At 50.9% G+C, this 24,144-nt stretch carries 21 protein-coding genes; 17 read left to right on the top strand and 4 right to left on the bottom strand.

Annotated elements, in window-relative coordinates; all coding sequences use genetic code 11:
• Nucleotides 1-72 precede the first annotated feature (72 nt).
• From ACGHZ6_RS17740 to ACGHZ6_RS17725, 4 genes are all read left to right on the top strand, one after another.
• Nucleotides 73-2,190 (top strand): 3-hydroxyacyl-CoA dehydrogenase NAD-binding domain-containing protein, encoded by a 2,118-nt coding sequence (locus tag ACGHZ6_RS17740; protein WP_390615347.1) that lies wholly within the window; start codon nt 73-75, stop codon nt 2,188-2,190.
• A 33-nt stretch (nt 2,191-2,223) separates the two neighbouring features.
• A complete protein-coding gene (locus ACGHZ6_RS17735) occupies nt 2,224-3,408 on the top strand; it encodes an acetyl-CoA C-acyltransferase (RefSeq protein ID WP_390615346.1) in 1,185 nt (394 codons plus the stop codon).
• A 135-nt stretch (nt 3,409-3,543) separates the two neighbouring features.
• Nucleotides 3,544-4,308 (top strand): SDR family NAD(P)-dependent oxidoreductase, encoded by a 765-nt coding sequence (locus tag ACGHZ6_RS17730; RefSeq protein ID WP_390615345.1) that lies wholly within the window; start codon nt 3,544-3,546, stop codon nt 4,306-4,308.
• A 525-nt stretch (nt 4,309-4,833) separates the two neighbouring features.
• Nucleotides 4,834-7,224 carry a TonB-dependent receptor gene (locus ACGHZ6_RS17725; RefSeq protein ID WP_390615344.1) on the top strand — a complete coding sequence of 797 codons (2,391 nt, stop codon included), beginning with the start codon at nt 4,834-4,836 and terminating at the stop codon, nt 7,222-7,224.
• 60 nt (nt 7,225-7,284) lie between these two features.
• On the opposite strand, the gene ACGHZ6_RS17720 is transcribed toward ACGHZ6_RS17725, so the two are convergent.
• From ACGHZ6_RS17720 to ACGHZ6_RS17705, 4 genes are all read right to left on the bottom strand, one after another.
• Nucleotides 7,285-7,872: a BON domain-containing protein gene (locus ACGHZ6_RS17720; protein ID WP_390615343.1), complete on the bottom strand. Its 588-nt coding sequence runs from the start codon at nt 7,870-7,872 to the stop codon at nt 7,285-7,287.
• A gap of 35 nt (nt 7,873-7,907) precedes the next feature.
• Entirely contained in the window at nt 7,908-8,495 is a 588-nt protein-coding gene (locus ACGHZ6_RS17715; RefSeq protein WP_390615342.1) for a phosphoheptose isomerase, read from the bottom strand.
• Between the two features lie 52 nt (nt 8,496-8,547).
• A complete protein-coding gene (locus tag ACGHZ6_RS17710; RefSeq protein WP_390615341.1) occupies nt 8,548-8,988 on the bottom strand; it encodes a YraN family protein in 441 nt (146 codons plus the stop codon).
• 74 nt (nt 8,989-9,062) lie between these two features.
• A complete protein-coding gene (locus ACGHZ6_RS17705) occupies nt 9,063-10,931 on the bottom strand; it encodes a penicillin-binding protein activator (protein ID WP_390615340.1) in 1,869 nt (622 codons plus the stop codon).
• Between the two features lie 110 nt (nt 10,932-11,041).
• Between ACGHZ6_RS17705 and rsmI the strand changes: the two genes are divergently transcribed.
• The 13 genes from rsmI to ACGHZ6_RS17640 all read left to right on the top strand — a co-directional run bounded on the left by rsmI (nt 11,042) and on the right by ACGHZ6_RS17640 (nt 24,017).
• On the top strand, nt 11,042-11,881 hold the full coding sequence (rsmI, locus tag ACGHZ6_RS17700) for a 16S rRNA (cytidine(1402)-2'-O)-methyltransferase (protein ID WP_390619183.1): 840 nt from the start codon (nt 11,042-11,044) through the stop codon (nt 11,879-11,881).
• A gap of 106 nt (nt 11,882-11,987) precedes the next feature.
• Nucleotides 11,988-12,890 carry an SDR family oxidoreductase gene (locus ACGHZ6_RS17695; protein WP_390615339.1) on the top strand — a complete coding sequence of 301 codons (903 nt, stop codon included), beginning with the start codon at nt 11,988-11,990 and terminating at the stop codon, nt 12,888-12,890.
• A 71-nt stretch (nt 12,891-12,961) separates the two neighbouring features.
• The gene (locus ACGHZ6_RS17690) at nt 12,962-14,131 is read left to right on the top strand and encodes a lipid-transfer protein (protein ID WP_390615338.1); all 1,170 of its coding nucleotides are present in this window, start codon (nt 12,962-12,964) and stop codon (nt 14,129-14,131) included.
• Between the two features lie 149 nt (nt 14,132-14,280).
• Complete coding sequence (locus tag ACGHZ6_RS17685; RefSeq protein ID WP_390615337.1) at nt 14,281-14,721, top strand: MaoC family dehydratase N-terminal domain-containing protein; 441 nt, start codon at nt 14,281-14,283, stop codon at nt 14,719-14,721.
• A gap of 19 nt (nt 14,722-14,740) precedes the next feature.
• A complete protein-coding gene (locus tag ACGHZ6_RS17680; protein ID WP_390615336.1) occupies nt 14,741-15,142 on the top strand; it encodes a MaoC family dehydratase in 402 nt (133 codons plus the stop codon).
• Between the two features lie 132 nt (nt 15,143-15,274).
• Complete coding sequence (locus ACGHZ6_RS17675; protein WP_390615335.1) at nt 15,275-16,426, top strand: acyl-CoA dehydrogenase family protein; 1,152 nt, start codon at nt 15,275-15,277, stop codon at nt 16,424-16,426.
• 96 nt (nt 16,427-16,522) lie between these two features.
• On the top strand, nt 16,523-17,218 hold the full coding sequence (locus ACGHZ6_RS17670) for a nitroreductase (protein WP_390615334.1): 696 nt from the start codon (nt 16,523-16,525) through the stop codon (nt 17,216-17,218).
• A 41-nt stretch (nt 17,219-17,259) separates the two neighbouring features.
• Nucleotides 17,260-18,279, top strand: coding sequence for an AraC family transcriptional regulator ligand-binding domain-containing protein (locus ACGHZ6_RS17665; RefSeq protein WP_390615333.1), 1,020 nt, complete (start codon nt 17,260-17,262; stop codon nt 18,277-18,279).
• 232 nt (nt 18,280-18,511) lie between these two features.
• Nucleotides 18,512-20,041, top strand: a complete 1,530-nt coding sequence (locus ACGHZ6_RS17660) for an aldehyde dehydrogenase family protein (protein ID WP_390615332.1) — start codon at nt 18,512-18,514, stop codon at nt 20,039-20,041.
• Nucleotides 20,042-20,062: 21 nt separating this feature from the next.
• Nucleotides 20,063-21,262, top strand: a complete 1,200-nt coding sequence (locus tag ACGHZ6_RS17655) for an iron-containing alcohol dehydrogenase (protein ID WP_390615331.1) — start codon at nt 20,063-20,065, stop codon at nt 21,260-21,262.
• A 130-nt stretch (nt 21,263-21,392) separates the two neighbouring features.
• Nucleotides 21,393-22,169 (top strand): crotonase/enoyl-CoA hydratase family protein, encoded by a 777-nt coding sequence (locus tag ACGHZ6_RS17650; RefSeq protein WP_390615330.1) that lies wholly within the window; start codon nt 21,393-21,395, stop codon nt 22,167-22,169.
• 28 nt (nt 22,170-22,197) lie between these two features.
• A complete protein-coding gene (locus tag ACGHZ6_RS17645) occupies nt 22,198-22,884 on the top strand; it encodes a Crp/Fnr family transcriptional regulator (protein ID WP_390615329.1) in 687 nt (228 codons plus the stop codon).
• A gap of 110 nt (nt 22,885-22,994) precedes the next feature.
• Nucleotides 22,995-24,017 carry an alpha/beta hydrolase gene (locus ACGHZ6_RS17640; protein WP_390615328.1) on the top strand — a complete coding sequence of 341 codons (1,023 nt, stop codon included), beginning with the start codon at nt 22,995-22,997 and terminating at the stop codon, nt 24,015-24,017.
• Nucleotides 24,018-24,144 lie beyond the last annotated feature (127 nt).

The raw sequence follows: 24,144 nt of genomic DNA, 5'->3' as shown, positions 1-24,144 counted from the left end.
AGGTTCGGGTTAGAATAGGGGTATACCCCTATATTTTGATCTGATTGACTATTTCTTTGGGAATCTAGACCTATGAGCTCACCTGTGAATTACGAAGTGCGCGGCAATATTGCCCTGCTGACCCTTAATAGCCCCCCTGTAAATGGCTTGGGCCTGCCTTTACGTCAGGCGATTAATGAGCACTTTGACAAGGCGCTGGCCGATGATCAGGTGCAAGCACTGGTGATTACCTCAGCAGCGAAGCTATTCTGCGGCGGTGCTGATATCAGTGAATTTGGTACCGACAAGGCCCTGGCTGAGCCGGGTTTGCCAGCGGTATGTGACCGCCTGGAAGCCTCGCCAAAGCTGGTGGTGGCAGCTATCAACGGTATGGCGCTGGGAGGTGGCTGTGAGCTGGCCCTGGCCTGTGACTATCGTTTTGCGCACCCGTCAGTGAAAGTGGGTTTGCCAGAAGTCAATCTGGGTTTGTTACCAGGCGCTGGTGGTACCCAGCGTCTGCCGCGTTTGGCCGGTGCTGAAGTGGCTGTGCAGATGATTACCTCTGGTGCACCTATTAACGCCAAGAAAGCCCTGGATGCGGGCATCGTTGATCAGCTGGCAGAAGCCGAAGGCGATTTTGTCGAAGCGGCCCTGGCCTATACCCAGTCCCTGCTGGATCAGAACACACCAGTTCGTACCTGCGCAGAGTTGAGTGTTGATACTGCCGAACTGCCAGAAAACTTCTTTGCCGATTTCCGTAAATCTATCGCTCGCCGCACTCGCGGATTCTTCGCTCCTGAGCGCTGCATTCAAGCGGTAGAAGCCGCTATTGAATTACCCCTGGCTGAAGGCCTGAAAAAAGAACAGGAACTGTTCCAGGCCTGTATGTCTACGCCGCAAGCACGGGCCCAACAGCACCTGTTCTTTGCAGAGCGTGCTGCGACCAAAATTCCGGGTGTCGATCCCAAGACACCACTGCGCCCTGTCAACAAAGTAGCCATTATTGGCTCCGGCACCATGGGTGGCGGCATTGCCATGAACTTTTTGAATGCCGGCATTGATACCACCATCCTGGATTTGAGTCAGGAAGCTTTGGATCGTGGCTTGGGTGTTATTCGCAAGAACTACGAGATCACTGCCAAAAAAGGCAAGCTGACTGAACAGCAAGTCGAAGAGCGCATGGCGCTGTTGAACGCTACGACCGAGTACGCTGATATTGCCGATGTGGATCTGGTGATCGAAGCCGTATTCGAAAATATGGACATCAAGAAAAAAGTTTTCGCCACCCTTGATGAGGTATGTAAGCCAGGCACTATTTTGGCTACTAACACATCTACACTGGATGTGGATGAGCTTGCTGCGAGTATCTCTCGTCCACAGGATGTGATTGGCCTGCACTTCTTTAGTCCGGCCAATGTCATGCGTCTGCTGGAAATTGTACGTGGCGGCAAAACTGCAGACGATGCACTGCTAACCACTATCAAAATGGCGCAAACCATTAAGAAGGTGCCGGTCGTGGCTGGTGTATGCTGGGGCTTTATTGGCAACCGTGTATTGGAGCCTTATGGCCGTGAAGCCGCACGCTTGCTGCTGGAAGGTGCAACGCCTGCGCAAATCGATAAGGTGCTGTATGACTTTGGTTTGGCCATGGGCCTGCCAAGCATGATCGATCTGGCCGGTATTGATGTTGGCTACCTGACGCGTCAAGGTAACAAAGAGGCGTTCTATGGTCGTGACCCAGCCTATACCGCCATTTGCGATAAGTTAAATGAGTTGGAGCGCTTTGGTCAGAAGACTGGCCGTGGTTTCTACATCTACGAAGGCCGCGACAAAAAAGAAGATCCAGAAGTTATGCAGCTGGCAGCGGAACTGGCCAAAGAACACGGTGTTACCCAACGCGAAATCTCCGACCAGGAAATCCTGGAACGTACCATCTACATGCTGATCAACGAAGGTGCTCAGGTGCTGGAAGAGGGCATTGCCTACCGTTCCAGCGATATCGATACCGTTTACTGTAACGGTTATGGTTTCCCGGGGCACCGCGGTGGTCCCATGCAGTATGCCGACGAGATTGGTTTGGATACCGTTCTTGCGGCAATCAATAAATACCGCAACGAGCTGGGTAAATACGGTGAGGAGTGGTTTAAACCTGCCCCACTGTTGGAAAAACTGGCTGCCGAAGGCAAGCGATTTAAAGACTACGCTGCATAAACAATTTGTATTACTAACGACAGGACAACGATCATGAAAGAAGCTGTTATTGTATCAACTGCACGTACCCCAATTGGCCGCGCCTTTAAAGGCGCGCTGAATAATATTAAATCACCCACTATGACTGCCCATGCTATTAAGCACGCGGTAGAGCGCGCTGGTATCGAAGGCGGTGAAGTGGAAGATGTGATTATCGGTTCTGTACTGAATGCCGGTACTGCGTCTAACAACATTGCGCGCTTGGGCGCCCTGGCCGCTGGTCTGCCCATTACCGCTTCCGGTCAGACTATCGATCGTCAGTGTTCTTCCGGTCTGATGGCTATCGCTACTGCAGCTAAGCAAATTATGGTTGACGGTATGGATGTCGTGATTGCCGGTGGTCAGGACAATATCTCTGCTGTACAGGCGCCTTACTTCAAGTGGGCGGCTGAAACCGCTGACCCGAACGTTGTTGCCATGCAAGAACACGCCTACATGCCAATGCTGCAAACCGCTGAAAACGTAGCGCAGAAATACGGCGTAACCCGCGATCAGCAAGACGAGTATGCGTTTCAATCTCAACAGCGTACTGCTGCGGCTCAGGAAGCTGGCAAGTTCGATAATGAAATCGTACCTATCACCACTACCAAAGCGATTGTGGATAAAGAGACAAAAGAAGTTTCCTACCAGGAAGTGACTCTGAGCAAAGACGAAGGTAACCGCCCAGAAACCACATTGGAAAGCCTGCAGGGTCTGAACCCAGTGATTGACGGTGGCTGCATCACTGCCGGTAACGCCTCCCAGTTGTCTGACGGTGCTTCTGCTTGTGTCATCATGGAAGGTTCCATGGCCGAGAAACGTGGCCTCGAGCCTCTGGGTATTTACCGTGGCATGATGGTTACCGGTAACGAGCCAGAAGAGATGGGTATTGGCCCAATCTACACCATTCCCAAGCTGCTGAAAAAGCACGGTCTGACCGTTGATGATATCGACCTGTGGGAACTGAACGAAGCGTTTGCCGTTCAGTGTCTGTACTGTCGTGATCATCTGGGTATCGATCCTGCCAAATACAATGTAAACGGCGGTTCAATCTCCATTGGTCACCCATACGGCATGACCGGTGCGCGTACCACTGGCCACATTCTGCTGGAAGGTAAGCGTCGTAACGCCAAGTGGGCCGTTGTGTCCATGTGTGTAGGTGGTGGTATGGGCGCTGCCGGTTTGTTTGAAATCGTATAAATACGCATACTGCTTTGCGGGGCACCTGGTGCCCCTTTTTTATATCGAAGTAGCTTATAACAACAAAAAGCATCAACGATTAGGCATTGAGAGAAGTACAGACCGTCGAGAGAATATAAATTAATAGAGGTGCTCATGAATTCTTTTTCACTTGAAGGGCGTATTGCCCTGGTTACTGGCGCGTCCAGTGGTATTGGTTACTGTGTCGCTAAAGGTTTGGCTGCAGCGGGAGCCAGTGTGGTTGTTGCCGCACGACGTCAGGATAAATTGCAAAAACTAGTCGAAGAAATTCGTGCAACTGGCGCCAACGCTATAGCGGTGTCTATGGATGTGACTGATCGCCAAAGCGTTAATGCCGCATTTGAACAGGCTCAAAAAGAGCTGGGCGTGATTGATACCGTTATCAACAATGCTGGCGTTGCCGATCCTAAAGGTTTTTTAAAAGTTGATGATGAGTCCCGTGACTTCATTATGAATACCAACTTTAACGGTGTGTGGAATGTTGCTCAGGAAGGTGCTGAACGTATGCGTGAAGCGGGTAAAACCGGTAGCATCATTAATATTTCTTCAGTCCTTGGATTGGGTGTCCAAGCTGGACAAACAGCTTACTGTGCTTCTAAAGGTGCTGTGTTACAGCTGACTCGCACTATGGCGTTGGATCTGATGCGTTATGGTATTCGTGTGAATGCGATTTGTCCGGGTTGGTTTAAAACTGAAATTAATGATGATTATTTCAATTCACCTGCGGGTAAGGAATATATTGATCGTATGCCAGCCAAGCGTTTGGGCAAACTTGAAGAGCTTGTTGGGCCGGTGATTATGTTGGCCAGTGATGCTGGGTCTTTTGTTAACGGCGTGGCTTTACCGGTGGATGGTGCTATTCACGCTGCTTTAGTTTGATTTTTTGCTAGGGGAGTGGTTCTTAACCCGGATACAGTCGGGTGACGCTGCTCTCCGCGCCCATAAGCGGCAGGAAAAAGTCAGCGCTCCGTAAACTCGCTAAAAGCGCTCAGACAACCTCCGCGACAACCCTGACTTTTTCCTGCCGCTTAAACATGGGCTGATTGCTCCGATCAGCGCCACCCGACTGTATCCTCGCCTTGTGCAAATTCTTAACTATTTTAATTTTTCCTAAGGTAGGCTTCCCCAAGGGCGGGTAGTGCCTATGACCAGTCAGGCTGCGTTTAAGACTTGTATTGAGGCGGGAGCGTTTACGAGGACTGTCTGAGCGTTTTTAGCGAGTTCCGCAGTGCGAGTGCCTCAATACAAGTCTTGCAGCCGGGAATAGGTACTACCCGCCCTTGGGGAAGCCGGGGTTTATATACATTCTTTATAAACAGAAACTTTGTCAGACCAATAAGTCCAAGGCGAAACGCACACTAACGCTATACTGAAGATTATTGTTTCTCTCAATGGTCTTCGGCAATGGCATTTATCAAAGGCGACCATGGAGTTAGTAACTGCATCATCACGATGTCAGTAGCCGGGATGCTGACTATACCTGTAAGTTTATCTGCTGGGGCAGAAGAATCACTGGATGAGCTGGATTTCGCGCTTGAGGAAGTGGTTGTTACGGCTCAGCGTCGGGAAGAATCTATTTCCGATGTACCTCTTTCCGTAACTGCTATCGACAGTGAAGCCATGGCGGTGGCGCAATTGGATAATATTTCCAATATTGCGGTTGTGTCCCCCAGCGTGCAATTTAATTCCACCAATATCGCGTCTTCCTCTGGCAATATTATTATGCGGGGGTTGGGCACCGTGGGAAACAGTCGTACTTTTGAAGGCGGGGTGGGGGTTTTTATTGATGGTGTTTACCGAACCCGAGCCGGGGCAGCGTTGGAAAGTTTCCTTGATATGGAGGGGATGCAAATCCTGCGAGGCCCTCAAGGGACTTTGTTTGGCAAGAATACATCGGCAGGGGCGGTATTAATTTCCTCGGCCGAGCCCAGTTTGGAAGGTGAGTCCGGTAGATATAAATTTCAAATGGGAAACTATGGTAACCGCACAATTAAAGGTTCTTATAATCAGCCCCTGAATGAAAAGTCTGCTATTAGAATTGCTGCAATTTACGATGAAGATGATGGCTACTTCGAAGATGTAAATCTGGGTCTTGATACCAATGGCAAGGATACCAAGGCGGTTAAAGCTCAGCTGTTGGTAACTCCTACGGATAATGTGTCGTTCAGATTTATTGCGGACTATTTAGAATCCAGTGGTTTGTGTTGTTATGGTACTTCGGACTATTTGGACGGTGCTGTGACAACATTAACTGACAGCCTGGCCTTGGCTGGCGGTAATAGGCTACCTTCTGCTGATAACGAAGATTTTGAAACGGCTATGAATTCTCGTAATCGACAGGATGTTACCGATAAGGGATTGGTCTGGAAAATTGATTATGAGCTGAAGGGCGGTTCATTAAATTCAATCACTGCTTATCGTGAATACGAAGTTAAACAAACTGAGGTGGATGCTGATTTCCATCCGGTTGATCTATTGCAGCTGGATGAGTCCTTTAAAAGCGAATTTTTCTCACAGGAGTTTACATTTCATGGCGAGTTTGAGCCTTGGCAAGCAGATTACATTGTTGGTTTGTTCCTGTCCTATGAAGATATCGACATGGATCGAAATCTGTATTGGGGCCAGGATGCTCAGGCGTATTACGATGCGTCTTTAGGGGCTGCTTTAAGTTTGCCGCCAGGAACTGTCTCTGCACCCGCAGGATTGTGGAGCCATGAAATTATGGAGGCTACGGCAGAGTCGCGGGCGATTTTTGTTCACAGCGATTTTACCCTCACTGAACAATGGAACATGGTAGTCGGGTTACGCTATTCCGAAGAGGAAAAAGAAGGAGAGTTTGGCAGGGATTTCTTTGATTTACAGTTGAGTGCTTTTGTCGATCCGATTTGTGCTTCGCTGGGTTTGGCTTCTCCCTGTGTGGCGCCTGCCAACCCGTTTACATTTATTGGTATTCAGCCAGGCCCCGCTTATAAGGACGATATGGTCGATCGTGCGTTTAGTGGTACTTGGGCATTGCAATATCGGCCTAACGAGCATGCCATGTGGTACTTCAGTTATAACCACGGGTTTAAAGCCGGTGGGGTGACTGTTGATGCCAACGCAGCGGGTCAGGTTGCCAATAACCCGGATTTTGGTGGTACGCCATTGGATCCCGCATATGACCCGGAAAAAGTTGATGCCTATGAGCTTGGCCTTAAAGCCACCTATTGGCAGGGAAGGGCAAGATCTAATGTGGCGTTGTTCTATAACGATATCGAGGACTTGCAGGTCGCGCAGTTTGTCGGTTTGCGCTTTACCATTCTTAATGCCGACTCGGCAAAAAACTATGGTGTTGAAATTGAAAACCTGGTGCAAATGACGGAAACCCTGAGCGCCAATTTGGATGTGATCTGGATGCCCTACGCCAAGTATGGTGAGGATGATACGATTTCTGACGCCCTGTCAGATCAAAGGATGAGGTGGGCACCGCATGTTGCTGCCAATACAGCAATTAGCATGGATGTACCTTTAAGTGATGATTTATCCTTAACCGGGCAGTTACAGTACATCTATAAAAGTTCTCGCTTTGCCAGTACTTCGATTGAAGGTATTAAGCTGGGTCATTTGGATATATTTAATCTTAACCTGGGTTTAAGAAGCGCTAGCATGGGTTGGGTTATCGAGTTGTGGGCGCAAAACCTGGCGGATAAAACATACTCAACCACCGTGTTTAATTCGCCGGGGCAAGCAGGGGATTTAAATACTTACTTGGGGGCGCCAAGAACTTACGGGCTGACTATCAGGGGAGAGTTTTAAACGGTTCTAGGCTCGGGGAGAGCCGGGGTCTGAGCCGCTGGGCCAGACCCCACTTTTTAACTAGTCGATATACTCGATCGCTTTAACGACCTTCTGTACACCACCGGTAGTGCGCGCCACTTCAGCAGCTTTTTCGGCCTGTACCCGAGACAGCATGCCCATTAGATAAATCACACCATCCTCGGTCACGATTTTAATCCGGCCACTATCAATATCCTTGTGGCTGATCAGTTTGGTTTTCACCTTGGTGGTCAACCAGGTGTCATTGGTGCGAGCCAGTATGGAGGTCTTGCCCTGAATCTGTAATTCGTTAAAGACCTGGCGAACTTTCGGTAATTTCACCACGGTATCGGTGGCCAGTGTACGCAGTTGCTGGCTGGGCACCTGACCGGTCAGCAGGACGATACCGTTGTAGGCCACGACGTTAATGTTGGAGGCCGCCAGTGACGGATCGGCTTTATTCAGGTTAACCCGAGCGACTGTTTCCAGCTGCTCATCATCAATCATGGTGCCGAAGGTGCGTTTGCCGGGATCGGGACGAATCGGCTCATCCGTGGTGGCACTGATGATACTGCTACAGCCGCTAATCAGCGACAGGCTCAGTGCGAATCCCAGCGTACGTAACAGAGTCTTACTTGGTATATACATCCCCAGTTCTCCGATGTTTCGTTATTCCTGTCTGGTTATTCAAGGGGACCAAACAACTGCTGGTCGATAAGATCGCACAGGCAGAAAATGGTCAGTAAGTGAATTTCGTGGATGCGGGTGCGGGAGCTGACCGGCACGCGCAGTTCAATATCATTCACATCCAGCAGCGAAGCGATATCGCCACCGTCGCGGCCGGTAATGGCCACCACCTGCATATCACGGTCGTGGGCAGCTGCCACCGCTTGCACCAGATTACTGGAGTTACCGCTGGTGCTGATCAGGATCAGCAGGTCGCCGGGTTGGCCCAGGGCGCGAACTTGCTTGGAGAAAATATCGTTATAGCTGTAGTCGTTGGCGATCGAGGTCTGGGTGGTGAAGTCACTACCCAGGGTGATGGCCGGTAAACCCGGGCGCTCGCGCTCAAAGCGGTTAACCAGGTTGGAGGTGAATATTTGTGCATTGGCCGCAGAGGTGCCGTTGCCACAAACCAGTAATTTGGATTCGTTTAACAGGGTGTGCACGATCATAGTGCTGGCTTCAGCAATCAGCGGAGCCAGGTATTCACCTGCCTGCATCTTGGCTTCAATACTTTCGTGAAACAGGTTGATGACGTGTTGATCCATAAATGTCCGTGTTCTTTTTTATTGCTATCTGTTCTGCTGGTGTTAACAAGCCCTAAGCAAAGGCGTTTTTAACCCAGTCGAACGTTTGCTGACTGCCCAGGCCCTGAATGCATAAGGTATCAAAGCGGCAGGGCTGATTGTCAGTGATGTTATGTTGTTGTAAATAACGCTGCGCTGTACGCAGCAGTTTTGTTTGTTTGCAATGGTTGATGGTTTCCGAGGCGTAGCCAAATGCCGCACTGCGGCGAAAACGCACTTCCACAAATACCAGATAATCCCCATCGGCCATTATCAAATCAATTTCCCCCAACTTGCAGCGATAGTTGCGTGCTATCGGGATTAGACCGCGCATCGATAAATAGTTCTCAGCCTGCAATTCTTTCTGTTCGCCCACTTCCAGGGTGGTTTTGGCCCCTGGGGTGTTCCCGTGGGAGGTATTGTGGCTTACGGTCGATTGCGGCTTTATGACGCTCGATAGTGTCTTCTTATTCATGGGCTTCCTTTCCTTGATCTAGTGGCTTCCTGCCGTTAGTTCTGTTTGCTGGCTATTTTAAAGCAATGTGGAGATTAATTTAATGCTTCACCGCTGACTACCATGGGTAAAGGTCGGGCGATGCCTGAGCGAATCTGGGCCCAGATCTGCTCACGCTCAATACGTCTATCGCTGTTGAGCTGTAGAGAGCCGGTGACACCGTACAGGCGGGCTTCGGGCACTTCTTCCAACTGGCGCAGACGCGGGTAGAGCTGGTAGCTATCTACACCCAAGGCGTACAGGCGCTGATAGGCCGGTGCGGGTTTGGCGGCACTGGCAATGGCTTGTTTTTCGGCACTGTGTTCATCAAACAACCAGGGCAGGGTGGAGAACTTTACGCCATTGAGGTCGTTATCACTTTTGCGATCCGGGGCACCGCTGTAGATATGGCTGGAAGCATATACTGGTAAACCGCCCGCGTAGTGGAAAGCCAGGGTGGGTTTGATCTGGCGGCCCTGAGTCGGGCGAGCGACCAGGTAAATCATATCCACGTCCTGGCGACGGCGAGGTTCAAACTCCAAAGCCTGGCCAAACAGGCGGCGCAGCAGGGTGGCGCGCGTCTGGCTTTCCTGAACCAGCAGGGCATTTTTAATCACTTTAGAGTAGTCGCCATTGCCGTTAAAGGTCGCCTGGGCGGCAACGGTACCGCCAAGGGCCTGCCACTCTTCAGCAAAAGCTGCGGCACTGCGCTGGCCCCAGCCCGCTTTGGTGGTGAGGATTAACGGATTGCGATGGCCTTCTACCCAGGCGCGCTGGGCCGCTTGGCGAGCTTCATCTTCCACGGCCAAGCCAAACTGGTACAGACCTGTGGAAGGCTCGCTAATCGCCTCGCTGTAATTTACCGCCAGGGTAGGCACGGGCAATTGATCCAGCTCACTTAGTAAGGTGACCTGTTTTTTGTCCAATGGGCCGATAATCAGCTGTGCGCCTTCGTCGACCGCTTGTTGATAAGTCAGCAGAAAGTCATCCGAACTCGCATCGTAGAAGCGCAGGTTGGGAACCAGGTTGCCCTGGTTTTTAGCCTGGTAATAAGCGGCCAGAAAACCATCGCGTACCGCTTGTCCGGCTTTGGCTAGTTTGCCTTGCTGAGGCAACAGCAGGGCAATATGTTGTGGGCGTTCATTAATCAGCTGTTGCAGCAGTTTGAGATCTTCCGGCAGGCGCATACTGGCCGGATGGGTTGGCCAGCGGGCGACCCACTCGTTGACCTGGGCCTGCTGGCGTTCCAGATTGGTCTGGTTGTTTTTGCTTAATGCTGCCAGTGAGTACCAGCCACGCAGTTCCTCATCATTGGTGGTGCGGGCGCGGTATTCCAGTTCTGTGCGGGGTAGGCGCATCAGGGTTTGCCACAGGGCATCCTGGTTGTCATTACGCGCTTGCTCAACTTGCAGGTTTTTCTGTAGCGCCTGGCGTTCGGCCACACTGGCGCTGGTCTCTCCCAGCAGGGCAAACAGTTGGGCACGGCGTTCGCGCAGGGTGAGGGCATCCTCATCGGCTAGCAGTTGCCACTGTCGTTCCAGCCTGGGGTTGGTTAGAATGCGCTGGGCCAGAAAGTAGGCATCATCGGCCAGGGCAATTTCGCTAAACAGCAGGGAATACTCAAAGAAACGCTGGGTATCGAGTAATTCACTGTCGATAGATGCCAGCAGATTGCGAGCCCAGGCGCGTTCGTTATTCAGGTTAAGTTGTCTGGCGGCACGCAGTAACAGGTATTCTTTCTGCGGTGATTGGCTGGCAAAGGCTTCGGCCAACAGAGCCTGAGCATCTTCCTGGAGCGCTTGCTGGGAAATGTCTGGTTGCTCAACAGGGGGTTGTGGGGCGGTTGCGGTACACGCTACTAACAGGGTTGCCAGTCCGCCAATGGCGACGTGCTTATATAAGCGCTTATACATGCCGGTGGGCATAAATCTTCCCTACAATCGGTTTAATTCTGTTTGCGTCTGTTTATTTAATAGCCTGGCTGATCGGTTTGTGATCTTGCCAGTTCATCAACAAAGCTGTGAGTTATAAAGTCATGGAATCTGCGCTCTATGTTGTCGCAACCCCCATTGGTAATTTAGGGGATATGGTACCGCGTGCGGTAGAAATACTACAGGGCGTAGATGTGATTGCTGCGGAGGATACCCGCCACAGTGCTCGATTATTGGACCACTTTCACATTTCGACGCCGATGGTGGCCTATCATGACCATACCGATGAAGGCCGTACCCGCAATATGGTTGAACGTATTGCTGCCGGTGAGTCTGTGGCGCTCATTTCCGATGCCGGTACCCCGTTGGTGTCCGACCCCGGCTATCGCCTGGTACGCCTGGCCCGCGAGGCCGGTGTTAAGGTCATCCCTGTTCCCGGAGCCTGCGCCATGGTGGCCGCGCTGAGTGCATCGGGTTTACCTTCTGATCGCTTTACCTTTGAGGGCTTTTTACCGGCCAAGTCCGGTCAGCGTCAAAATACCCTCAAGCCCCTGGCCAAGGAACCCCGCACCATGGTGTTCTATGAAGCGCCTCATCGTATTGAAGCCTGTCTGGCGGATATGGCCGAGATCTTTGGCTTGGATAGAGAAGCGGTTTTGGCCCGTGAGCTGACCAAGACCTTTGAAACCATTGTCAGTGCGCCCTTATCTGAACTGCAAACCTTTGTCGCCAGCGATGCTAACCAGCGTAAGGGCGAGATAGTCGTGCTGGTGCGCGGTCACGCCGGGCCAACCAAGGATGCTGGTTTAGACCCAGAAGCTGAACGTATCATGAGCGTGTTGCTTAAGGAGCTACCTACCAAGCAGGCTGCCAGTATCGCTGCTGAGCTTACCGGCTTGAAGAAAAAAGCGCTCTATCAGTGGGCGCTTGATCAACAGGACTGAGCTTTTTCGACAAGCATAATTGGTCGTATTCAACATTCATCTCCCCGCGCTTTAGGCGCACACTGGTCATTATTGAATAGCTGAACCTTCCAGGTGGATGCAGGTAATGACCGCTCCTATTCGATTTGATAATCGCGTTGTTGTGGTTACCGGTGCCGGAAACGGCCTGGGGCGAGCCTATGCCCTGGAGTTTGCCCGCCGCGGTGCCAGTGTGGTGGTTAATGACCTGGGGGCGTTTGTCACCGGTGAGGCGTCCAACCACTGTTTTGCCGATCAGGTGGTGGCGGAGATTCGCGCCTTCGGTGGCGAGGCTGTGGCCTGTTATCAGTCTGTGGTAGACGGCGATCAGGTTGTACAAACCGCCCTGGATAACTATGACCGCATCGATGTCTTGGTCAATAACGCCGGCAACCTTCGCGATGGCAGCTTTGCCAAGATGGATGATACAGATTGGCAGGCGGTAATGGATGTTCATATCCATGGCGTTTACAAAGCTTGTCACCATGCCTGGCAGGAAATGCGTGCGCAGGGCTACGGACGTATTGTGAATACATCCTCGGCCATGGGGTTGTACGGTAACTTTGGCCAGGCAAATTACAGCTGTGCCACAGCGGCAATATTAGGGCTGACACAGACCCTGGCGCTGGAAGGCAAGAAATACAACATTTGTGTCAACGCCATTGCGCCGGTGTCGACTTCGCGCATGACCAAGAATCTGTTACCGGATAATTTCAAAACGGCGTTGGTGCCCGAGGCCGTTGCCCCCTTGGTGATAAAACTCTGCAGTGAGTCCAACCAGGAAACCGGATCCTGTTTTGAAGCTGGGGGTGGTTGGATCAGCAAGCTGCGCTGGCAGCGTAGCTCAGGCAGCGTTATGCCTGCGGGTTTTGCCGCTGAAAATGTCGAACAGCAGTGGCAGCAGATTTGTGATTTTACCCATGCTGATCATCCCGCCAGTATTGAAGATACCTTTGCGGCAATGTCGCAAAAGCTGGGAATAGAATTTTAAGCGGCTCTTTCCGTAAACGCTGTTTGTAGAAGAAAGAACCGCATCATTAACGTAAAAATGGAGAATAGGTGATGTCTAAAGCCATAGTTGCTGGCGTTGATATGGTGAAGTTTGCCAAGCCAGGTCAGTCTGAGTCTTATCGTGTGATGGCGTCCAAAGCGATTCAGGGTGCCGTAAAAGAAGCCGGTATTGATCACACCCTGATCGAACAGGCTTACGCCGGTTATGTCTACGGTGATTCCACCTGTGGTCAGCACGCGCTTTATGATGCTTTCCAAACCGGTATTCCTGTCGTCAACGTTAACAACAACTGCTCAACCGGTTCCACCGCGTTGTTCCTGGCCCGCCAAGCCGTTAAATCCGGTGCGGTTGAATGTGCACTGGCCTTTGGCTTTGAAGAAATGCAACCGGGTGCCCTGGGTTCTCACTGGGATGATCGTGAGTCTCCGTTTGATAATTTCCTCAAAGTCTTGGATGAAAAAGAATACCCGCAAGCGCCTCTGGCACTCCGTTGTTTCGGTGCGGCTGGCCATTACTATATGGAAAAGTATGGTGCGACCGCAGACCTGTTCGCCAAGGTTTCCGTAAAAACCCGAAATCACGCCATGAACAATCCTTACTCTCTGTTAAGCACACCGCTGACAGAAGAAGATGTGATGACCGCACCGGTTGTGTTTATGGATTTCCTGACGCGTTATATGTGTTGCCCGCCGACCTGTGGTGCTGGCGCTGCGGTTATCGTCAGTGAAGCTTTTGCCAAGAAACACGGCATCAGCAATGGCGTTGAGATTGTCGGTCAGGCCATGACCACCGATACGCCTGTGTCCTGGACTGATCCAGTTAAACTGGTGGGTTCCGATATGACCGCGCGCGCTGTGGCACAGGTAACCGAAGAAGCCGGCATCGGTGTTGAAGATGTCAACGTAGTCGAGCTGCACGATTGTTTTACTACCAACGAAGTTATCACCTATGAGGGCCTGGGCCTGTGTGGTGAAGGTGAAGCCACCAAGTTTGTTGCCGATGGTGATAACACCTACGGCGGTAAGTTTGTGGTTAACCCATCCGGTGGATTGATGTCCAAAGGTCACCCATTGGGTGCGACCGGTTTGGCTCAGTGTTATGAGCTGGTAAATCAGCTGCGTGGAAACGCCGACAAACGTCAGGTTGAAGGTGCGAGTATTGCCTTGCAGCATAACCTGGGCTTGGGTGGTGCTGCTGTAGTAACCATGTATAAAAAGTAATTAAGAGAACTTTTTGCGAGTACTTATCTTCACCTTGCCATTCCCGCGGCTGTTAAGCTTGCCCCTGCGTAGGCAGGGGAGGGAATCCAGGAATTACGTAAGTTTGCAAGGTCAGCGTACATAAACTGGCCTTAGAAGAGAGAGAAATTATGTTAGATCGTAGCTTTATCGGACACCAGTTCGATCCACATACTGTGGAAATTGAAAAGGGCCGTCTGCGCTTTTTTGCCCAGACGATTGGCGAAACCAATCCAATTTACTTTGACGAGTCTGCTGCCCGTGATGCGGGTTATAAAAGCATTCCTGTGCCACCCACCTTCCCGTTTTCTATCGATCTGGAATCACCGGACTTTCTGCCTGTGCTAGGTCTGCTGAAGATGGATTTGGGCCGCATCCTGCACGGCTCCCAGGAGTTTGAATACCTGCAGCCTATCTGTGCCGGTGACACCATCACCTGTCAAACAGTGTTAAAAGATATGTTCGACAAAAAAGGCGGTGCACTGGAGTTTGTGGTACTGGAAACCACCTTTACCAATCAGGATGGCGAAGAGGTTGTTAAAACAACCCAGTCACTTGTCTACCGTAATTAAACAGAGCAGGAGAATTATCATGTCAGAGATTATTGTTGGTACCGAAATTCCTGCACTGGAATTACCACCGATTAACCGCACCACCCTGGCGCTATTCGCCGGAGCGTCCGGTGATCACAACCCGATTCATATTGATATCGATTTTGCCAAAAAGGCCGGTATGCCCGATGTATTTGCCCACGGTATGTTGTCCATGGCGTATCTGGGACGCATGTTGACGGCATGGCAGCCGCAATCGACGTTGCGCAAATTCAGCAACCGTTTTGCCGCCATTACCCATTTGCAAGATGTCATTACCTGCAGCGGTAAGGTAGTGGAAATTATTGAGCAAGATGGCGAAAAACTGGCCCGCTGTGAAATCCAGGCCGCCAAGGCATCTGGTGAGCAAACCCTGATTGGTGAGGCGTTAGTTGCCCTGTAAGGCAGCCCTAGCTTCTAGCTAATCACCCGATGGCTTAGTGCATGCAATAGTCTGGTGATTAGCATCTTGCAACTACCCCACAAACTGTTCGGCAGAAACGGATAATGCGGGTTCAAACGATGGTACGAGAGTATGAGTTTTATTCAACAAGACAGCGAGATGGAACTGTTTCGCGACAACGTGAAGCGTTTTATCAGCGAAGAAATTGCCCCTCATTATGAAGCGTGGGAAAAGGCAGAAATGTACCCCCGCGAGATCTGGAACAAAGTTGGTGAGCAGGGATTCCTGTGTGTTGATATCCCTGAAGAATATGGCGGTTACGGCGTAAACTTCCTGTATTCCATGGTGATCAATGAGGAATTCAGCAAAGCAGGCTGTGGTGCCGTGGGCGGTAATATGGCTGTACATTCCGATATTGTGGCCCATTACATTGTCAATGCGGGTACGGAAGAACAAAAACAGAAGTACTTGCCGAAGATGGCTACCGGTGAACTGGTTGGCGCTATCGCCATGACCGAGCCGGGCGCTGGTAGTGACCTGCAGGGTGTGCGTACCACCGCCAAGCTAGACGGCGATGAGTATGTGATTAACGGCAGTAAAACCTTTATTACCAACGGCCAGCACTGTGACTTTGTTGTGGTTGTTTGTCGCACCAATCTGGATGTTGCAGGCGCTAAAGGTACCAGTCTGATTATCGTTGATTGTGATAAGCCAGGTTTTAGCCGTGGTCGTAATTTGGACAAGATTGGTTTACATGCAGCTGACACTTCAGAATTGTTCTTTGAAGATGTTCGTGTGCCGACTTCCGCTGTCCTGGGGCCTGTTGATGGTGGCTTCTTTGTTCTGATGAATGAGCTACAGCGCGAGCGTTTATCGCTTGCTTGTGGTGCCGTTGCCGCCGCTGAAGGTGCACTGGAAATCACCAAGGAATACGTTAATGAGCGTAAAGCCTTTGGTGCACCTATCAGCAAGCTGCAAAACACTCGCTTTAAAATGGCAGAAATGGCAACTGAAGCGCGTGTACACCGTTCTTTCGTTGAAGATTGTAAAGCGCAATACATTGAAGGCACGCTGGATGTGGAAACCGTGAGTATGGCCAAGCTGTCTACTACCGAGATGCAGGGGCGTGTGGTCGATGGCTGCCTGCAACTGCACGGAGGTTATGGCTACATGACCGAGTATGCCATTTCACGTTTCTATGTAGATGCCCGTGTGCAGCGTATTTATGGCGGTACCTCGGAGATCATGAAAGAGCTGATTAGCCGTACGGTCCTGGCACCTTAACGGTCGTCTTTGTCGAAAAGGCCAGCATTTGCTGGCCTTTTCTGTATTACAATAGCCCTCAAAATATGACAGGCAGACTATACGGAGGCCAAACCCGTGGCTGAACAGTTTGATGAAATTCTTAATTCTACCTCTCTGGGTGAAGTGCTACAGAGTCGCCGTTCCGTGCGTGGATTTACCGATCGGCAGATTGATAAGGACTTACTGACCCATATTTTTGAAATGGCTCAATTATCGCCATCCAATTGCAATACCCAGCCCTGGAAAACCTATGTCGCCTCCGGTGAGGCCTGCGATAAATTACGCAATGACCTGGTTGAATGTGTTATGTCTGGCGCACCCCAGGAGTTGGCATTTAACTATTTTGGTGATTTTAAGGGCGAGTACCGCAAGCGTCAGGTAGATTGTGCCGTAGCGCTCTACGACAATATGGGGATTGCCCGTAACGACAAACCTGCACGTCAGGGTGCCTTGCTGCGTAACTATCAATTTTTTGATGCACCGCACGTTGCATTTATCGGTATGCCCATGGACTTTGATATCGTCAATGGTCTGGATGTGGGCATTTACTTGCAGACGTTAATGCTGATTATGAGTGCCCACGGTATTGCCAGCTGTGCTCAGGGGGCGCTGGCGTATTATCCGAAACCGGTTAAAGCGGCGTTGAATATTCCCGATGATATTGGCCTTTTGGTTGGCTTGTCCTTTGGTTATGAAGATGAGTCTGTTGCGGCCAACAAAACACGTACTCCCCGAGCGAGTCTGGCGGATACCGTCTCATTCGCTGAATGATTCGGCTTGGATTGCATTGGCGGCAGTAGTATCCTGTTTTTATGGCCAACCTAATTACCGTTCCCAGTCACTACCTGCGTGTGTTGATGCGGCACATCGTTGATAATGGTGGAGATCCGTTACCGATATTGGCGGATTTGGGAATATCGCCTGAGGTATATTTTCAGGAAGATGGTATGGCCCATGCCGAACAATTTGTCGCCCTGTGTCAGCGTATCTGGCAGGAAGTGGACGATGAATATTGGGGGCTAACACCAACCCGCTGCAAGCCTGGACTGTTTGCCCTGCTGGTGCGTTATGTCGGCCAGTTCGATCGCTTGCAGGCACTGATCAAGGAAGTCTGCCGCTTTTATAATGTCACCCGTGATGACATCCATTTCGATTTCGAAATCGGCGAACGCGATGTTCGCTTTTATGTGGACCTTATACACCCGGAGTTCGACAAGGACGATTATCTGGCTGAATTCCTGTTAGTGTGTTTTCATCGCTTCTTTTGCTGGATTACCGGTAAGAAATTACATTTACATCACGCCACCTTTGCCTATAGCAAACCCAAACACTATCACTTAAGTTACAAGCACTTGTTTCCCTGTAGTCATGAGTTTGATCAGCCCCACAATATGCTTGTGTTTGGTAAAGAAGCTTTAAAGTGGCCGCTGATTCGTAATATGGAAGAAATAAATAGTTACTTGCAGCGCTCACCCGCTGATGTAATGGTGATTCCGGGTACCGATGATAGTTATACCGCCCAAATCAAAGGTTTGGTGTTACGCCAACAACGCGCCGGCGATGGCTTTCCTGATTTTAGCCAAGTGGCCTCACAGTTGTGTGTCAGCCCGCAGACCCTGCGACGCAAACTGCAAGCGGAAAACACCAGCTATCAACAAATTAAAGATATGCTGCGGCGTGACCTGGCGATCGATAAATTAATGCACGAAAATCTCAGTATTGCCGAAATCGGCCAGCTGTTGGGCTTCGTTGAACCCGCGTCCTTCACCCGTGCCTTTAAGCAATGGACCGGGGTCAGTCCGGCTGAGTATCGTTTGCAAGCCAAAAGCTGATTTCAGAATTCATCTGAATCTGTCATATATACCCTATTGGCGTTCAATTCCTTTTGTATGGATATATCTATCCAACGCTATTCCTCAGAAGCACTAAATAGCCTTATCAGGCGTTGATCTGTCGCGTGGGGATAAGACCTTTCAAAAACTCCCTGCTTATAATGATTCTCGAGAGTAAAAAATAATACATACCTTTTCGGTAAAGCCTTTTCAAAATAAAGGGAGAGAGTCTATGTCATCCAGTGAGATGCCACGCTATCCGTTAATTATTAACGGTGAGCGCTGTGAGCCCAGCAGCGGTGAATACCGCGATGTGATTAACCCCGCCACCGGTGAAACGGTGGGGCAGGTTGCTATGGGCAACGAAGCCGATGTGGACCAGGCGGTAGCCTGTGCCAAAACGGCCTTTGCGGATAAGGCTTGGCGCCGCATGCCGCCGGCAGAGCGCTCCAAAATTCTGTACGCCTGTGCCAGTGTGATTATGGAAAATGCACAGGAATTGGCTCTGCTGGAGATCACCTGCTCCGGGGGAACCCTAAACCGCATCGCCGGTATGGATATTCCCGCTGTTGCCGATTTGTTTATGAATCTGGCGGAAGAAGTTAAAGAGTACCCCTTTGTCACCAACCTGCCGACGCGTCCGCTGCCAGAGCAGGTGCACTCCCAGGTATGGAAAGAGCCCATTGGCGTCTGTGGTTTGATTACCGCCTGGAACTTTCCGCTGCTGTTATTGGCTATGAAGGTCGCGCCAGCCTTGGCGGCGGGCAATACCATCGTTTTGAAACCTGCTGAGATTACGCCGACTTCAAGTGTTCGTTTGGTGGAACTGCTGCAAAGTGTATTGCCGAAAGGTGTACTGAATATTGTTGTTGGTTCCGGTTCCAAAGTGGGTGAAGCGCTGAGCTTGCACAAAGATGTGGATAAGATTTCCTTCACCGGTTCTACCGCCATTGGTAAGCACGTACAACAAAATTGTGCGGTAACCATGAAGCGCTGCACGCTGGAGCTGGGTGGTAAAGGCCCTGGTATCGTATTGCCAGATGCCCAGTTGGAAAATGTGGCCTACGGCGCCCTGTGGGGTGTGTATATGAATGCTGGGCAGGCCTGTGAATCAGGTACGCGTTTGTTAGTGCATGAAGATATTTACGATGCGCTGCTAGATAAGCTGGTCGAAGTATCCAGCCGTATGATTGTGGGTAACCCGATTGATCCGGCGACCGGTATGGGCCCCATGTCCACCGAATCGCATTTCCACAGTGTCATGGATTATATCCAGTCTGCTCGCGATGAAGGTGCACGCGTCGCCTGTGGTGGTGAGCGCGCCGATGTTGAAGGTTGTGAAGGCGGCTTCTTTGTTCAGCCAACCGTATTGGCTGATGTGACCAACGATATGAAAGTTGCCCGTGAAGAAATCTTTGGACCGGTGCTCTCTGTGATCAAATACCGTTCTCTCGATGAAGCCATTGCTATGGCTAACGACAATGACTATGGATTGTCAGCGGGTGTCTGGACTACGGATCTGGTGTTGGCTCAGGAAATTGCCCGTGATCTGCGCGCGGGTTCTGTGTGGATTAATGACTGGCATATGATGCGTACCGATGCTCCTTTCGGTGGTTATAAACAAAGTGGTTATGGGCGTGAGTTTGGTAAATACAGTATCGACTCCTACGTAGAGACCAAAGCGGTTTCTACCTCGTTTGAACGCGAGCCCGCGAAAAAGCGTTTACACCACATTGTTCACACCACCTTGGGTCAAGCCTAAGCGCAGAGAGGATTTATAAACATGTCTAGTACCGGTTATTTCCAATACAACCTGCGCACAGCTGTCCACAGTGGTGCAGGTAGCATTATTCGTTTACCCGCCTTGTTTGACGGTATGAATGCCAAACGCGTTTTACTGTTAAGTGATCAGGGCCTTAAGCAGGTGGGTGTGGTAGATAAAATTATCCGCGTGTTCGATAACATGCAGTCGGGCAATAATCCTGTGTTAGCGGGCGTCTATGATGAGATTTCTCCCGATGCAGGTTTTACCTCGGTGAATGCAGCTCTGGCCTACGCCCGTGAAATAGCGGCAGATGCCATTCTGGCCGTTGGCGGTGGTAGTGTGATGGATGCAGCCAAGGGTGTTAAGTATGCGCTGCATCACAAAGCGCAAGGCATTGAAGATGCATTGCTGGGTGGTATTAAGTTGGAGTCCTGGCCTAAAGCGCAGCATTCCTTTATTCCCCATATCGCCGTACCGACAACTTCGGGTACGGGGGCGGAAGTATCACCCGCCGCCGTGTTCTATAACGAAGCGTTGGGTATTAAAGTCAACTTGGCTGCGCCTTTTATTGAAGCTGATATGGCCGTACTCGATCCACAGCTTGCTCTGGGATTGCCTGCGGGTTTAACCGCCTCAACGGGTATGGATGCATTGACCCATGCATTGGAAGCGGTAGCCTCGCCAGTAGCCAATAACTTTACCGATTCCCGCAGTATTCTGGCGGCGCAATTGATCGAGAAAAACCTGCCAGAGGCTGTGGCCAATGGAAAAAATATCGATGCTCGTCAGAACATGATGGAAGCCAGTACCATGGCCATTGATGCCTTTGTGATGGCGCTGAATGCCATCCCTGTGCATAACTGTGCCCATGCCTTTGGTGCGCTCTACCATATCCCCCATGGGGATGCGAATGCAGTATTGCTGCCGATCATTATGGAAGTGCTGCCGGAGTTTTACGCACCCAATGCCGAGCGCTTGGCGCAGGCGTTGAATATGCAGCCAACAGGTAATAGTGGTGAAGCACTGGTGTTGGATGTGGTGGCCAAACTGCGACAGTTACAGCACCAGATTGATTGTGCCACAGACTTCTCCCGTTGGGGGGCAAAAGCTGAAGACCTGGCCAAGATTATCGAAGCCATTGCCAGTGACCCTGCGGCCATGTTCTACCCAATCCCTGTGGATAGAATTGAGCAGATAGCGCTGAAAGCCGTCGGCTAATCATCCTGAATGATTATCCTAGGCTGATGCTGACAAAAAAGCAGGCTCTTTTGAGCCTGCTTTTTTTTTGCCTATAGAAAGGTGTTAGCCTTAGATTGAATAAATAAAGAAAAGTGTGGAGAGAGAAGCTATGAGCAATCCCGTATTGGTCGAGCATATTGGTAAGGTTTGTGTAATCACCATCAACCGTCCCGAAAAACGCAATGCCGTTGACCGCCCAACCGCCGATGCCCTGCGCGATGCCTTTAAAGCCTTTGAAGCGAATGATGATCTGTGTGTAGCGGTGTTGGCCGGTGCGGGTGGTAACTTCTGTGCCGGTGCCGATTTAAAAGCCATTAGTGACCCAGAGTTACGCAATGAAGTGGATGCTGAAGGTGTAGGTCCAGGCCCTATGGGGCCTTCACGTATGATGTTCAGCAAACCGGTGATTGCCGCCGTGTCTGGTTACGCCGTTGCCGGTGGCCTGGAGCTGGCCGTTATGTGCGATATGCGGGTGATGGAAAAATCAGCGACCTTTGGTGTGTTCTGCCGCCGCTGGGGCGTGCCCCTGATTGACGGCGGTACGGTAAGACTGCCGCGCCTGATAGGCCAAAGTAGGGCTATGGATCTGATTCTCACCGGTCGCCCTGTGGATGCAGAAGAAGCCTTGCATATTGGTTTGGCTAACCGCGTCGTCGAGGAGGGTGCCGCCGTAACTGAGGCTGTAAAGCTGGCAGAGCAGATCGCAGAATTCCCTCAGGCCTGTTTACGCGCGGATCGCACCTCTGCCTATCACCAGTGGGATTATGATGTGGCAGAAGGGCTGGTGAGAGAGGGCGCAGGTGGGTATCCTGTAGTCCATAAAGAGGCCGTGCATGGCGCCCAGCGTTTTGCTGATGGTGCAGGCAGGCATGGCGAGTTCAAATAATATGGTAATACTAAGGTAACCAGCCCCTATGGCCAGCATCGACGACTATCCACTGTTATTGAACAATCCAGGTTTTGCCGATTTGGATAGGGAAGTGGTTGAGCAGATGCTGGACCTGGCCCAGACCATAACCCTGGAGCCTGGGCAAACCCTCTACTCACAAGGGCAGCGGACCACGTCCGTCTACGCAGCAATGAAAGGCACTATGCGCCTAGGACTAACCACGCCTGAGGGACGCGAGTTTGTGCTGGCCTACATGAGCAATGGGTTACTGTTTGGCGAGTCGGGCTTTTTTGATCGCTTGCCCATGCACCATGGCGCTGCTGCGTTAACGGAGGTGGAGTTACTCGCCTTTCCTTTTAAGTCCCTGCAAGAGCTGCTGGATAAACACCCCATCCTCTACAAGTCGATGAGCTTATTACTGGCTCGCAGAACCCGCATTGTAATTGAGATGTTGACTGGTTTTTCCCGCGATGGCTTCGAGCGACGTTTGGCCAAGCGTATTTTGCTTCTGGCTTCCACCTATGGTGTACAGCAGGACGAAGGCGTTTGCCTGCAGGTAGCCCAGGAAGAACTGGGAGCCATGCTGGGGGTTACCCGCCAGAGCATTTACAAGACATTAAAGCGCTGGGAGGAAGAGGGCTGGGTTAAATCCGAATATGGCGCCTTAACCCTCTTGTCTACCGAGGCGATTACAGCGTTATCCACGGCTTAATAGCTTCTTCCCTAATATTCTGGTGTGTCAGCATATGACCTTATGGTACTACTAGAGACCCGTTACATTAGCTTGTTTGGCAGCAGACTAACCGGGGAGTGGGAAGCAATATGTTATTGGGAATAGTACAGAGTTTGACCCGTTGGGCATGGCGCAAATTACCCGCCGATACTGATCCCAATGCTTTAACCGCAGCTCAGGCCAAAGTGGTGGCCATGGCAGGAAAGCTCCCTCCTTTACACCTCAAACCACCCAGGCAGGTACGTAAAGCCTACCGCTTAATGGAACAACCCTTTAATGTCGATCGGCAAACCATGGCACGTATCTGTCATGAGTCGGTAACCCTGGAGGATGGCAGTAGCTGCTCACTGCGTATTTATTATCCACAAAGTTTGCCCGCATCTGGGCCTTTCCCGGCGATGGTGTATTTCCATGGCGGTGGCTGTGTTATTGGCGACTTGGACAGTCACGATATTTTCAGCCGTTGGGTGGCTCACCAGGCAGGTATTGTACTGGTATCCGTGGATTATCGTTGCGCGCCGGAGCATCCTTTTCCTGTGCCTGTGACAGATTCCATTCAGGCTTGGAACTGGGTTGTCGGCAATGCCGAGTCCTTACAGCTTGATCCTCAGCGCCTGGGTGTTGGTGGGGACAGTGCGGGTGGCTATTTGGCAACCTTGATTTGTCAACAGACTCTACTGCCTACCTTGGGTGTTAAGCCTAGCCAGTTACCGGGTTATCAATGGTTAATTTACCCAATGATGGATCTTCGCGGTCAGAGTGACTCTTATCGCCAAGCCAATGACGGCATGTTGCTAACCCGGCAAATGATGGATTACTTTTCTGGTCACTATTTGGGCTCTAACCTCGATATGCAGTTAAGTGCCATCAATCCGATATTGGTAGACGATCTTGCAGATTTGCCGCCTACTTACCTGCTCAGCGTGGGTTATGACCCGCTACGTGACGACGATATCCTCTACGCCAAGCGTTTAGTGGAGCAGGGTGTTAGCGTCGAGCACAAACATTATCCCAATATGATGCACGGTTTTATCTCCATGGGTGGTGTTTGCCCGCAGGCATTGCAAGCTTTGCAGCAATCCATTGCATTCCTCAAGCGTAATGGCTCATAACGATTAAGAGCGGGTGAGAATTTTCGACAACCCATTTGTAGACTTCTGACGTGTAAAAAGCAGGTTTTTATCGTCATAGTAGATGCATAATAGAAAGTCACTGGCTTTCAAACTTCTTTTAGGGCGT

Origin of the sequence: Maricurvus nonylphenolicus (assembly GCF_042854845.1) — a bacterium.
Taxonomy (GTDB): Bacteria; Pseudomonadota; Gammaproteobacteria; order Pseudomonadales; family Cellvibrionaceae; genus Maricurvus; species Maricurvus nonylphenolicus.
The sequence above is the reverse complement of the archived record's forward strand: the minus strand, read 5'-3'. Positions and strand labels throughout refer to the sequence as shown.

What these genes read in the sequence shown, in the direction of transcription:
- ACGHZ6_RS17690 (WP_390615338.1), top strand. Translation starts at nt 12,962, where the DNA reads ATGTCTAAAGCCATAGTTGCTGGCGTTGATATGGTGAAGTTTGCCAAG.
- ACGHZ6_RS17665 (WP_390615333.1), top strand. Translation starts at nt 17,260, where the DNA reads ATGGCCAACCTAATTACCGTTCCCAGTCACTACCTGCGTGTGTTGATG.
- ACGHZ6_RS17640 (WP_390615328.1), top strand. Translation starts at nt 22,995, where the DNA reads ATGTTATTGGGAATAGTACAGAGTTTGACCCGTTGGGCATGGCGCAAA.
- ACGHZ6_RS17655 (WP_390615331.1), top strand. Translation starts at nt 20,063, where the DNA reads ATGTCTAGTACCGGTTATTTCCAATACAACCTGCGCACAGCTGTCCAC.
- ACGHZ6_RS17720 (WP_390615343.1), bottom strand. Translation starts at nt 7,872, where the DNA reads ATGTATATACCAAGTAAGACTCTGTTACGTACGCTGGGATTCGCACTG.
- ACGHZ6_RS17650 (WP_390615330.1), top strand. Translation starts at nt 21,393, where the DNA reads ATGAGCAATCCCGTATTGGTCGAGCATATTGGTAAGGTTTGTGTAATC.
- ACGHZ6_RS17710 (WP_390615341.1), bottom strand. Translation starts at nt 8,988, where the DNA reads ATGAATAAGAAGACACTATCGAGCGTCATAAAGCCGCAATCGACCGTA.
- ACGHZ6_RS17675 (WP_390615335.1), top strand. Translation starts at nt 15,275, where the DNA reads ATGAGTTTTATTCAACAAGACAGCGAGATGGAACTGTTTCGCGACAAC.
- ACGHZ6_RS17725 (WP_390615344.1), top strand. Translation starts at nt 4,834, where the DNA reads ATGGCATTTATCAAAGGCGACCATGGAGTTAGTAACTGCATCATCACG.
- ACGHZ6_RS17705 (WP_390615340.1), bottom strand. Translation starts at nt 10,931, where the DNA reads ATGCCCACCGGCATGTATAAGCGCTTATATAAGCACGTCGCCATTGGC.
- ACGHZ6_RS17660 (WP_390615332.1), top strand. Translation starts at nt 18,512, where the DNA reads ATGTCATCCAGTGAGATGCCACGCTATCCGTTAATTATTAACGGTGAG.
- ACGHZ6_RS17730 (WP_390615345.1), top strand. Translation starts at nt 3,544, where the DNA reads ATGAATTCTTTTTCACTTGAAGGGCGTATTGCCCTGGTTACTGGCGCG.
- ACGHZ6_RS17740 (WP_390615347.1), top strand. Translation starts at nt 73, where the DNA reads ATGAGCTCACCTGTGAATTACGAAGTGCGCGGCAATATTGCCCTGCTG.
- ACGHZ6_RS17680 (WP_390615336.1), top strand. Translation starts at nt 14,741, where the DNA reads ATGTCAGAGATTATTGTTGGTACCGAAATTCCTGCACTGGAATTACCA.
- ACGHZ6_RS17685 (WP_390615337.1), top strand. Translation starts at nt 14,281, where the DNA reads ATGTTAGATCGTAGCTTTATCGGACACCAGTTCGATCCACATACTGTG.
- ACGHZ6_RS17695 (WP_390615339.1), top strand. Translation starts at nt 11,988, where the DNA reads ATGACCGCTCCTATTCGATTTGATAATCGCGTTGTTGTGGTTACCGGT.
- rsmI (WP_390619183.1), top strand. Translation starts at nt 11,042, where the DNA reads ATGGAATCTGCGCTCTATGTTGTCGCAACCCCCATTGGTAATTTAGGG.
- ACGHZ6_RS17715 (WP_390615342.1), bottom strand. Translation starts at nt 8,495, where the DNA reads ATGGATCAACACGTCATCAACCTGTTTCACGAAAGTATTGAAGCCAAG.
- ACGHZ6_RS17735 (WP_390615346.1), top strand. Translation starts at nt 2,224, where the DNA reads ATGAAAGAAGCTGTTATTGTATCAACTGCACGTACCCCAATTGGCCGC.
- ACGHZ6_RS17645 (WP_390615329.1), top strand. Translation starts at nt 22,198, where the DNA reads ATGGCCAGCATCGACGACTATCCACTGTTATTGAACAATCCAGGTTTT.